General features: G+C 41.0%; 11 protein-coding genes and 1 pseudogene. All 12 read left to right on the top strand.

Annotated elements, in window-relative coordinates; genetic code table 11:
* A pseudogene (locus BT797_RS23975) lies at positions 1 to 282 on the top strand (electron transport complex subunit RsxC); the annotation flags it as partial.
* Position 283: 1 nt separating this feature from the next.
* The gene (gene rsxD, locus BT797_RS21855; RefSeq protein WP_075473529.1) at positions 284 to 1,333 is read left to right on the top strand and encodes an electron transport complex subunit RsxD; all 1,050 of its coding nucleotides are present in this window, start codon (positions 284 to 286) and stop codon (positions 1,331 to 1,333) included.
* Between the two features lie 9 nt (positions 1,334 to 1,342).
* Complete coding sequence (gene rsxG, locus BT797_RS21850) at positions 1,343 to 1,978, top strand: electron transport complex subunit RsxG (protein WP_045110942.1); 636 nt, start codon at positions 1,343 to 1,345, stop codon at positions 1,976 to 1,978.
* Positions 1,975 to 2,688, top strand: coding sequence for an electron transport complex subunit E (locus BT797_RS21845; RefSeq protein ID WP_075473528.1), 714 nt, complete (start codon positions 1,975 to 1,977; stop codon positions 2,686 to 2,688). Before rsxG ends, BT797_RS21845 begins: the two co-directional genes overlap by 4 nt.
* Before the next feature lie 155 nt (positions 2,689 to 2,843).
* On the top strand, positions 2,844 to 3,497 hold the full coding sequence (gene nth, locus BT797_RS21840; RefSeq protein WP_075473527.1) for an endonuclease III: 654 nt from the start codon (positions 2,844 to 2,846) through the stop codon (positions 3,495 to 3,497).
* Positions 3,498 to 3,823: 326 nt separating this feature from the next.
* Positions 3,824 to 4,909, top strand: coding sequence for a tyrosine-type recombinase/integrase (locus BT797_RS21835; RefSeq protein WP_244534267.1), 1,086 nt, complete (start codon positions 3,824 to 3,826; stop codon positions 4,907 to 4,909).
* On the top strand, positions 4,906 to 5,724 hold the full coding sequence (locus BT797_RS24450; protein WP_075499584.1) for a hypothetical protein: 819 nt from the start codon (positions 4,906 to 4,908) through the stop codon (positions 5,722 to 5,724). The genes BT797_RS21835 and BT797_RS24450 overlap by 4 nt, the downstream gene beginning before the upstream one ends.
* Complete coding sequence (locus BT797_RS24445; protein ID WP_244534268.1) at positions 5,717 to 6,547, top strand: hypothetical protein; 831 nt, start codon at positions 5,717 to 5,719, stop codon at positions 6,545 to 6,547. The genes BT797_RS24450 and BT797_RS24445 overlap by 8 nt, the downstream gene beginning before the upstream one ends.
* Positions 6,548 to 6,549: 2 nt before the next feature.
* Positions 6,550 to 8,865 carry a hypothetical protein gene (locus BT797_RS21825; protein ID WP_075473525.1) on the top strand — a complete coding sequence of 772 codons (2,316 nt, stop codon included), beginning with the start codon at positions 6,550 to 6,552 and terminating at the stop codon, positions 8,863 to 8,865.
* A gap of 9 nt (positions 8,866 to 8,874) precedes the next feature.
* The gene (locus BT797_RS21820) at positions 8,875 to 9,297 is read left to right on the top strand and encodes a hypothetical protein (RefSeq protein WP_075473524.1); all 423 of its coding nucleotides are present in this window, start codon (positions 8,875 to 8,877) and stop codon (positions 9,295 to 9,297) included.
* Positions 9,298 to 9,356: 59 nt separating this feature from the next.
* Entirely contained in the window at positions 9,357 to 9,794 is a 438-nt protein-coding gene (locus BT797_RS21815) for a VPA1267 family protein (protein ID WP_075473523.1), read from the top strand.
* A gap of 23 nt (positions 9,795 to 9,817) precedes the next feature.
* Positions 9,818 to 11,986, top strand: coding sequence for an AAA family ATPase (locus BT797_RS21810; protein WP_244534269.1), 2,169 nt, complete (start codon positions 9,818 to 9,820; stop codon positions 11,984 to 11,986).
* Positions 11,987 to 12,327: the final 341 nt, after the last annotated feature.

The raw sequence follows: 12,327 nt of genomic DNA, 5'->3' as shown, positions 1-12,327 counted from the left end.
GCTGCTGCAATTGCTCGTGCCAAAGCCAAAAAAGCGGCCGCACAAGCGAACGTTGTTGAATCTACAGAAGCAACAGAATCTCCTACGTCAGCGGTTAATGACAAAAAAGCAGCCATCACAGCTGCTGTTGCCCGTGCAAAAGCTAAAAAAACCGCAGCGCAAACAAGCAATTCACTCGACGAGGCTCAACTAACCGAACTTGTCGATAAGAAAAAAGCAGCTATTGCCGCGGCGATAGCAAAAGCGAAAGCAAAGAAACTAGCCCAACTTGGTGACAAATAACATGGCATTTAGATTAGCAAGCTCTCCCCATAATCACAGTGGTAGCAGCACCAGTAACCTGATGCGTACCGTTATTCTGGCGACAATCCCAGGTATTGCCGCACAATGGTATTTTTTTGGTGCCGGTAACCTCATCCATATCGTTTTGGCCTGTATGGCAGCAATTATTACTGAAGCAGTAATTTTGAAGTTACGTAAGCAACCAATACTAAGCCGAATACAAGATAACAGTGCTTTGTTAACTGGTTTATTAATCGGTATTTCAATACCTGGCTTTGCTCCTTGGTGGATCAGTGTCATGGGTGCAGTATTTGCCATTAGTATTGCAAAACATCTTTATGGTGGATTAGGTCAAAACATCTTTAACCCTGCCATGGTCGCTTATGTAATGCTGCTTGTTTCATTCCCACTACAAATGACAACCTGGCCTCCAGTGAGTGAAATCACCGGTTATGAATTATCATTATGGGATGTCTTTAACGTTATTTTTGCAGGCGTTACCTTAGACGGCCATACAGCGCATCAGTTGATGCAAAATATTGACGGTATCACGATGGCAACCCCGCTTGATACCTTAAAAACGGGGCTGGCTATGGGCCATACAGTTGGCGAAATCCAAGCCAAAGAGCAATTTAGTTGGTTATCAGGTTTAGGCTGGGAATGGATTAATTTAGCCTTCCTTGCAGGCGGAGTTTATTTACTGAGTAAACGTGCGATCCTATGGTATATCCCTGTTGGTTTATTAGGTGGTTTATTTGTAATAAGCTTTATTGGTTACCTGTGGGAACCGGATGCTGCTGGTTCGCCAATTTTTCACCTATTTTCCGGTGCAACCATGTTAGGCGCATTCTTTATTGCCACCGACCCAGTATCAGCATCAACAACACCAAAAGGTCGACTCATATTCGGCGCATTAATCGGTGCATTAGTTTATATCATTCGAACTTGGGGCGGCTACCCTGATGCAATGGCGTTTGCAGTATTACTCGCAAACATGTGCGTACCGTTAATTGACTATTACACTCAACCCCGTGTTTACGGTCATAAATAGGAGATCACCATGTTAGTATCAATGAAAAAAAATGGTGCAATACTCGCCCTATTTGCTTTTGCTTGTACCTCTGTTGTTGCGATCACAAATGCGGTGACAAAAGACCGAATTGCAGAACAAGAACAAACCCAACTATTGAAAATCATTAACCAGTTATTACCCGAAAGTGGTCATGACAATAATATTTTTCAAAGTTGTAAATTAATGACAAATGAAGCACTGCTTGGCACATCCGAACCTCAGCGTATTTTCACTGCAACAAAAAATAATGAGCCCGTAGGCTACGCAATAGAAGGGATTGCGCCAAAGGGCTATAGTGGTAATATAAAACTTGTTGCCGGTGTGGATACAGTCGGTAAAATAACAGGTGTACGTATTCTAGGGCACAATGAAACGCCGGGATTAGGCGACAAAGTTGAATATCGTAAATCAAACTGGCTAGATGACTTTGTTGATCAAACCTTGACTAAAGAGAATGCACATACTTGGGCCGTAACGAAAGATGGCGGTGACTTTGATTCATTCACTGGCGCCACTATTACACCTAGAGCAGTGGTGAGTTCAGTAAAAAATATACTAACTTTTTATCAGTCAGAACAATTTTCTAACTTACAAAGTGCGCCTTCTTGTTGGAGTAAATCATGAGCCAATATCGCGATATTATCTATCAAGGATTATGGAAAAATAATCCTGGTTTAGTACAAGTCTTAGGACTTTGTCCCCTACTTGCAGTAACGGCAACCGTCACCAATGCAATGGGGCTAGGATTTGCAACCTTGTTAGTACTTGTTGCCTCGAATACGACGATATCACTGATACGTGAATACGTGCCAAAAGAGATCCGAATTCCTATTTTTGTCATGATTATTGCCTCATTTGTAACAACAGTACAATTACTTATGAATGCCTATGTTTATGAATTGTATCAATCACTTGGTATTTTCATTCCGTTAATTGTAACCAATTGCATTATTATTGGTCGTGCCGAAGCATTTGCATCACGTAATAAAGTTTTACCCTCTGCGGCTGATGGATTCTTTATGGGGCTAGGTTTTGCCAGCGTATTAATTGTATTAGGCGCAATCCGTGAAGTATTAGGTCAAGGAACCCTCTTTGACGGCATGGGTTTACTATTAGGAGACTGGGCAAGCGTATTACGTATTGAAGTCTTTCATGCGGATACAAGCTTCTTGTTAGCGATTTTAGCGCCTGGCGCATTCATTGGCATGGGTTTTTTGATGGCAATTAAGCATGCTATCGATGAACAACTGGATAAACGCCGTAAAGCACAACCTATTATTGAAGTTAAACCTGAAGCAGAACCCGCGACAGAAACTGAATCAGCAACAAATTAATACGCTATTATTCCAGAGCTCGAATCTTAGTTTAAATAATAGTAAACAACTTAAGCCATACTGAATTATGATTATCAGTATGGCTTTTTATACCAATGGCATTAAATAAGTGAGCAATCATTTCATCAGAAAATGAACACATATAGGATCAAGATATGAACAAGGATAAACGCCGTATTATTTTAGAGCGTCTGCGTGATAATAATCCCCATCCTGAAACTGAGTTAAACTTCTCTTCAGCATTTGAGTTACTCGTCGCTGTGACGCTGTCAGCTCAAGCAACAGATGTGAGCGTGAATAAAGCGACGGATAAACTGTTTCCTGTTGCTAATACACCACAGGCTATTTTTGACTTAGGTGTTGAAGGACTAAAAGCCTATATTAAAACCATTGGTTTATACAACTCTAAAGCCAATAACGTCATTAAAGCCTGCCAGATATTATTAGAGAAACATAATAGTATTGTACCCGAGGATCTGGATGCTTTAGTGGAGCTACCCGGTGTTGGTAGGAAAACTGCAAATGTTGTTTTGAACACCGCATTTGGTTGGCCAACAATTGCTGTTGATACCCATATTTTCCGCGTATCGAATCGCACTAAATTTGCCATGGGAAAAAACGTTGACCAAGTAGAAGAGAAACTGCTAAAAGTTGTGCCTGCTGAGTTTAAAGTAGATGTGCACCACTGGTTAATTTTACACGGTCGTTATACCTGTATCGCTCGTAAACCGCGTTGTGGTTCTTGCTTAATTGAAGATCTTTGTGAATACTCCCCACCAAAAGAAAGTGTAAAGAAAAATAAGAAATAAATGCTTTAAACTCATTGAAGTATATTAAAATAATATTTTTTTGCCTTACAAAATTAAGATTACAACTATAGTTAATTTATGTGTAATCGAAATGGTTTTTTGTAATGGTTGGTTTGAGTAGTAATATACAAGTTAAAATATATAAGGATATGAATGGCTATTCTTTTCCAGTAGTTGTTGAGGATAGTTGCCTTCCTTGCTGCTTGAGCCTCAACGCCTACCTTAATAGTAATCATAATTCACCGCTCTCTAAATCAAAGCAATCGCTATCTTTCTATACTCGAAAGAAATATGCCTATGAGTGCAAATTCTTATATTGTTTTTTCATGGTACAGGGTATTGACCTTGTTGAACGAGTTGCGAGTGGCATATTTTTATCTATTGAGGAAATTGACAGCTACATTCGCACTTGCAAATTCTATGCAGACACAGAAGATGACAACGAAAACAGTGCAGTAGTCAATCTTAGCGATAAGCGAATTAGGGATGCCATACATGCAACATCAAACAGCCAACCAGAAGTGTCAGCGCACACTTTTCGTCAGCGTCTAATTCGACTTAAAGCCTACATTGAGTTCTTATATGTAGGCCATCATTATGATAAAGCTGAAACTAAGCAGCAAATCAGCACTGATAACAAATTTAATAAATTCAATCTTTATATAAGCACGGCAATATCAAGCTGTCGAAAAGACAATACCATCACTAAAGATGCTTTTGAATCAGCAATTCCATCGGATAAATTCTTTAAATTACTGGATATTATTCAAGAGTCTTCGCCTGACAACCCCTTTAAGTCCAGCAAACTTAGAAATCAAATTATCACCCAAATATTGATTGATACAGGGGTTCGTGTCGGGGCTGTTTTGAAATTGAAAGTGAGTGATTTAGTCGATGATTGGGACAACCCTCGATTCTTACTAACCCGCACACCGAATGACCCAACGGACACTAGGCGCTTACCTGCTGCAAATAAAACAAAAGCGCTATCGGTCTCTATTTCTAGTAATTTAATGAAGCTAATCAAACTTTATATCGAAACAACACGCCAAAGCACGCCAAACACCCATGAACATGATTTTATCTTTATTTCAGAGAAAGGGAAAACTATCGGCCAACCAATGTCTTACAACGCAATTCATAAGGTCGTTAAAATATTTGGAGATTCTGTCGGGATAAATCTACATCCACATTTGCTTCGACATAAATGGAACGAACTCTTTGAAGATAAAGCAAGAGAGATGGGATTCTCACCTGATAAAATTGAAGACCTTCGCAAATATGCAATGGGTTGGGTCGAAGATTCAAAAATGGCATCAGTCTACAACGAATTCCAATTAGCGATGACGGTTGCTGAAATATCATCGAAGAACCAAAGCCAATCCGTACCTGCATTGAGAGGTCGCCAATGAATAAAACTGAACTTAAAAACTTAAAAAACAGCTACGCAGGAAAAAGAACCATCCAATCAAAGGAAGAGGGTTACGAGTTTAATGTTTTTTCTGATGAGTGGTCGATAGGTTATAAGAAGACACTTTATCTTGAGTGGATGAATGATCTGGAAAAGGACGTGTTTCTTGACCTACGACTGGCTATCGCTCACGCAACTAAACACTATGCTTGTAGCTCTGTGAAAGGCTTTGTCAGTACATTAAAAAACATTTGCGATTACTTAGAGCCAGCAGCTTTCGAGGCGTGGTGGTTAACACTCACCGTCTATAAAAAGAGCGTAAGAGACGCACTATTCGCACTCTGCAAACGAAGTCATGAGTACAATAGCCTCCTATTAACACCTTTATATGACATCGTTAAAGATGATAATTTAGGTCGAGCCGATGGTTCGAAGGGTATCCTTGATGAATTGAGTGGTGCTTACAGTGAAATTGAGCGTGACAACCTCCTTGAAGCACTAAGAATTGAAACACTCAATGCGCTTGATAATGAGATTGTAACGACAAAACCTTTCACTCGCCTTAGAAAGGTGCTGGCTTGTCAGTTGATGGTCGCAATTACAAGAAGACCTACGCAACTGGTTAAAATAAAATGGTGTGACTTCTTGCGTGTCGGTCAAGCGTTTAAGTCGCACAAAGAAAGCAACCGAGATTGGCAACCTCTAACACAACATCACTTTTCTGATATGGAGCAATTACATTTAAGAACCTTTAAAGGTAAAGAAGGCACGTTTAGAACTAATGCTGAATCGCGCTCGCATCGCTTAGATGCCTAACCTGTCTGAGCTATTGCTTCAATATTACCAAGTGTATGAGAGCTATCTTTGTGCTTCATTAAGTCAGTACGACATTACATTGTCTGAGAGCGAGATAAAAGAGTTGATGCAGCGACTCCCTTTGTTTCCAGACCAGAGTTTATTCTCGGCAAAATTTGATACAAAAGAGAGTCTTTTTCAATCCGTAAGCGATACATCAGAGTCTTTTCATCTAACTGCTATCAGCTTTATGGCTTGTATCGATTACTTGTTCAATAAAATTTTAAATGTAAAAAGTGACCGTATTGCGCATAAACCCCTTACTTTTAAAAATAACCGCTGGCGACACACCCAGCTAACCCTCGCTGCTTGGATGGGGTTAAGTCCTGCGCAAATTGCTGCGATTACTGGCGTTACGGTACAAGCAATACAATCCTACCTTGATTTAAAAGCCCCTGAGCGAGTTAAAATTGACGAAGCCTTTGCAGGTAACAGTGTGATACAACGATTTGATAGCACATCCTCAGAAAAATTACAGCAACATCCCGATTTCAAAATCAAAAGCCCTTTTGATGAAGAGATGGGACACAAGCTTAATCCTGCTAACTGTTCAAGTTGTCAGTCAAAAGGGGGGGCGCCAATGGGGTGTTACCCTTGTGATAATTTTCGCCCCCTAGAAACCGCAAATCATCAGCAATATTTAGATAAAGCAGAGCGTAAACTGGTTATAAATAGTCAATCAGGCCATCCAGCCACCGTTAAGCGACTGCAAGCTATCATTCTCTATATCAGAGTGACGATAGCTCTGTGTGAAGAGCGAAAAACAATCAAAGTTGGAGGATAAACATGAGTATAATTAACCGTTATATTGATAACCAACGTGCTTACGTTACCAAAAAGCAAGTGCAACCACTTATTGGATTTACCAACACGCAAGGAGAACCTGCTTCATGGAGCGATATTGCTGTAAATTTCACCGACGGTCACAAAAAAAACATCAATTTTTTGTTTTGTAACCTAAAAAAAAACAAACCAAGTATAGGTACACGTTTCACGGACGATGACCGATTAAAGCCTAATATACACAAGTTGTTGTTTGCCTATATGCTTGATATATTAAAAGAAAAAACATCTCTAGGTGATAAACGAAACAAAATAACGGCGGCGAGATATTTCCTTTGTAGCCTCGATGAAAATGTCGCCACGGCTACCTTTGATAAAATTCAACATGCCATTGACTCGATGAAATATATCGATCCCCTACCAGCTTTCATCAATTGGCTACATCAACACCAAATGCTGTCAGACAGTTGTCAGCCCGATATTTTCACCTCCTCTCCCACGCTTAGAAGTAAGAGTGGCGATGATGCGCTGGATGCGGAGCAAAACAAACTGCCTTCGGAAACGGCGCTACTAGCGCTCGGAGCTATCTTCTATGATGTCATTCCACCCTATCAGGATGATAACAAAGAAAACATTGATGCTTGGCAACCGTTTTTATCCTCTACGCAAGTACAGAAAGACAGCTTTACTTGCACCATGGTAGCGCTTGGAATGGCTTCGCCTAATCGAATCGGTGCAGAGCAAGTGCTTCTAACACCGCAACGCATAAAGTCCCATGCACAAGTTGTTGAGAGGCAAGAAAAAACCGTTCACTACCTAAACTGGCCAGGCTCAAAGGGCTGGGAGGATAACCAAAATCATATTAATGCAGAAATGGTTGACAGCCTAGATAGAACACTGCACTACACCATCCTTGCGACTGAACCAACAAGAGCGTTAGCAAGGTTCTGTCGAAAGCCTAATCGTCCTTTAAAGGAAGTGCTGGGTGCACTTAAACCTAGCGACGAAAATGTCGCACTCATTAAACCTTCTATGAATAAATCAACAAACCTTTTGCATCTTAGTTTACTGCTAGGCTTTTTTGACGATAGCGACAAATATGTTCGAGTTACACCGACTACAAAGGGGGCTATGCGTAAAAAAAGTAGAAGCCACGCCAAATTCATCAAACCCATCGCACAACTTGAAGCGTTTGATACACTGATTTTTAAGCATGGCTGCCCTTATGCTTATTTGCTTACAGGCTGTGCTCTCACGAGCCCAATGCAGTACAGTAGTTACACAGGTGGCAAGAAAGAACTCTCTGTGGCTGAGTTTCAGAATTTCATCATCGAAAAAAATCAATGCCAACTAAAGGGTTACAATAATCACCAAAGTAAGTATGTGGACTTTGATAACGCCTTATTTGCTTACACCCAAAAGCAGTTAGGTGGCAAAGTCAAAAACCCTTTCCTTTTAGTCCCCATTCGCTCGCTAAGTAAGTTATTCGCTAACTATTTAAAAAAAGGAACTAACAATAACCCCACCATCTTTGAGCGACACGGTTTTTCTTCTAGCTTTTTGCTTAAGCCACACCAATTACGTCATTGGCAAAATGATTATCTTGCGAAAAAAGGACTTCCTCACCATCTCATTTCTATGCTCTCAGGTCGAAAGAGCGCAGAGCAAACGCTGACATACATCCATACAACGGATGCACAGAACGCTTCTGTGATTTGTGATATTTCTTTCTCTGATGAGCTATCAAGCAATGTCGAAGAAAAGGTAAGTCGTCGTCTTGTGACCATGAATAAATATAACGAGGCTATCAACAACGAAACCCCGACCTTTGTTCACGAATCAGGATTTTGCACTCAGAATTTAGCCCTCTCACCCTGTACTTATATGACGGAGTTTGAAACGCAATGTACGCTATGCTCATCCTCTTGCCATGTAGCACATGATCGTGATGCCATAGACTTGTTGCTGAAGGATTTAAAGGTACAAACTCATAACTTGGAAAAGGTACAAGAGGCCATTAACTTCGAAACGAGTAAAGGGATGCAGGAGTGGTACAGAACCCATTATAGCAATACATGTATGCTGAAAAACCTGATTGAAGTATTGTCCGATGACAATATAGAAGAAGGCTGTATGGTGCGATTTCTTACTCGCTCAAACAGCATGAGGATCACCAATTTAGACACAAAAACCGTAGAAGAACGAAAGTTGGTGTTCCCTAATGCCGAGCAGGCCCTTCAAGCTGCGATAGAGGCAAAAAATGATAACAGCAAAGATGAAGCTACGAATAATTTCTTGGGCTTCTTAGGCTCACTTTAGGGGAATAATATGGCAATTAAATCATTAGAAACAGACCAGCAAATTTCCATCCAAGCCCTTATTAGAAGCTGGGAAGGTAAGTTAACTTGGGATTTTCTCATTACAAAAGTGGAATCCAGTTTAGGTATTATCACAACTCGACAGACGCTCGATAAATACCCGAATATCAAGCACGAGTTTAAGGAAAAAAAGCAAGTATTAAGGGGGAAACCTGTTGCATCTGACAACAAAGAGCTTATTACTTACTTACAAAAAGATGTGGATTTAGCTGAGAAGGTAATCCAACTGGAAGCGCAGCTTGCAGTGGCACAATCAGAAATTGGAAAGCTTCAAGCTTTCATTCAAAAACTATCCAGCATTGCCAAAGCGAACCCAAGTGTCATGGATGTGTTTCAAAAGACATTACAAGACGTTAAGCGCAGCAATAAGTAAAAATCCAACAATTTATAACGTACTAAACCGCAAATCAGGAAATAGCGAGAGGTCTAATAATGGCAAGTGGTCAGCAAAAAGCGCAGCAAAACCTTGAGGCCTTTGAGGTATGGAAAGCTACACAGACGGATGATGACTTTAAACAAATCGTGTTCAAAGGTCAGCTTAACCGCATCGAAGTGGCAAAAAGTATCGGCTGCGGCAAATCAGCCCTAAATCAAAATCCAGCCCTTAAAAAAGCGCTCAAGACCTTAGAAGAGGAACTGCGTGACAAAGGTGTGATCCCTCCTTTAACGGAATCGGCCAAGAAGAATGCGGATAATCCCAAAGCCTACGACAGCACGACTAATCGTAAGTTACTAGATTCAAAGCGGGTGTCGTCATTAGAGGTAGAGAACATTGAATTAAAAGCCAAGGTGAAAGAGCTTGAAAAGCGACTTGAACGCTTTGGCGAGCTGTCTGAAACTCTATCTGAAATGGGGTTGATGCCACGATGAATGCCGTTTTTAATGAAGATAAAATGCGCGTTACGAGCATCCCTTATCGCTCTGCTAAATTGGTGATATTCAGTGGTGTGCCGCTGGCACTAGATTCTTACAAAACCAATAATGGCAAGTATTATGTCACCATCAAAGCTAACCCTGATAGCATCCCCATTCAACCCACACCAGGTCAGCACTGGTCGGTCAAAGGCACTCGCCAAATCAAAGACGTCGAAACTGGCGATTATGTAATGCAGCAACACACCTATGAATCACCAGAGCATATTGAATGTACCTTACCCGAAACAGGTGAGCAACTGATACGCTTTATCGCGAAAGAAAACGACTTCAATGGGATTGGTGAGAGCAAAGCCAGAGCGCTTTGGCAACTCTTAGGTAAAGACTTTCATGCAACCTTGGCAAAAGATACGTCTGAATCCAGAAAACGCCTAACATCGATCCTGAGTGATGATTCAGTAGAAGCGCTCTATAAGGGCTACGCCAAATACAAAAACCTGGCATATTGCAATTGGATGAGTGAGCACAAAATCCCCGCCAGTGTGCAGCAACGACTGCTTAAGCATCACGGCGAAGCCTCCATAGAGACTATCAAGTGCAACCCCTACACACTGATGGGTTTTGGTCTGTCATTCATCGCTATTGAAGGCATCATTAGGGCAACGGAATTTAAGAGTGATGTTGCACCGGACGACTCCAGAAGACTGAGTGCCGCACTGGAAATGGCAATCCGAAAGGAGATTGAAAAAGGCCACACCTACACTACTCACGCGAATGTGCGCCCTTACCTCAACAAACTACTGAAAGACAAAACACTGGTCGCACAGGCATTCCAATCAGGCCATGACAAAGCGCAGTATATTTTAAACCCTGACACGGGAGCCTACCACCCAACGGCGCAACTACTGATGGAGAGTGTCGTTGCCAAGCGACTTAACACATTGGTTAAACACAATGATTTATTTGATGAAAAGGCTAATGTTGCTTATTGTTCTGCGGTTGCCGAGCTGCCCTATGATTTAACAACCAAGCAAATAGAAGCAGTAACAACATGTCTAGACAACTCAGTAAGCTGTATTACAGGCGGTGCAGGAACAGGTAAGACAACAGTGCTAAGAACCGCACTCAAGGCTTATCATCAAATGGGCTTTGAAATACACGCTGTTGCGCTCAGTGGTCGAGCAGCAATGAGACTGCATGAGTCGATAGGCTTTATCACTTCAACCATTGCTAAATTACTGCGTGATGAACCAATAGAGCCTAGTGCTGAGCAACCCAATCATCTACTGGTGATTGATGAAGCAAGCATGATTGATTTGCCGACCATGTATCGCCTTGTGAGCCACATTCACACCTCTGTGCGATTGATTTTTACAGGCGACCCTGAACAACTACCACCGATTGGTTGTGGCAAGGTACTTGCGGATATCGTTGAAGCAAAAACGGTAGCAAACACCATGCTAGATATCGTCAAGAGACAGGAAAGCTCGACGGGTATCCCTGAGTATTCGAAATTAATCAACGCAGGGAAAGTGCCAAAACAACTAACGACTGACTCAATTTGTTTTCACGAAACAAGCAAAACAGACATTGCTCAAGTCTGTTGTCAATTGTATCAGCAATCTCCCGAAAACAGCCGTATCATGGCTCCGACTAAAGCGCTAGTTGCTGAAATCAATTCGCTTACTCAAGAGACTGTAAATCCCAATGGTAGTAGGCTTGAGTTTGAAATTAATGGTGATAAGTTTTTTCAAAACCTGCGTCTTAATGACACGGTTTTATTTACCAGCAATCACTACGATAAAGGCATCCAGAACGGTTCGCTTGGTGTTCTCTCAAATGTTAAAGCATCTGGTGATAGCTATGGTGAGGTAACGCTTGATACTGGGGATAATATAGAGATTACACAAGCTGTGCTGGATTGCATGGAATTGGGTTATGCAATAACTCTTCATAAAGCCCAAGGCTCACAGTTCCCACGCATTATCATTGCACTGCAAAAAGGACGAATCGTTGACAGAGCATGGCTATATACAGCTATCACTAGAGCTGAAATTGAAATACATATTGTAGGTTCAAGTGCTGACTTTCAGCTTATCACTGAAGCCCCTAGTCATTCACATCAGCGTAATAGCTATCTTGTTGAGCTTTTAAAAAATCGAAATAAGATTTATTACATTGAGGAGTGACTACGGGCATAAACGGAAATAAGAGGTGTGTTAATGCGAAGCATTATCCATAGTTAATTCTGCATTCTTGCGTAGCAAGATATACCTGTAGTTGAGCAACTAACCATATTATTCGAAACTCATTTCTGCCCCAAAGTATAGAGGTTTTACTCACTCATGATATGCGAATATCGATTTACCATACATTTTATCATGCAAAATTTACCAACTAAGTTAATCATACTTATGTGTAATGAAAAAGACTAGATAGGCTGATTTTATACAGTGTTATTGGTATTTCGGTGAACGCAGTCTCTATTTGTCAAAAGGCAGTCAGGTTTATCTTGTAGCCTAGAATTAAT

It is taken from the genome of Moritella viscosa (assembly GCF_900120065.1).
Taxonomy (GTDB): domain Bacteria; phylum Pseudomonadota; class Gammaproteobacteria; order Enterobacterales; family Moritellaceae; genus Moritella; species Moritella viscosa.
This window is presented reverse-complemented; position numbering and strand designations above follow the sequence as displayed.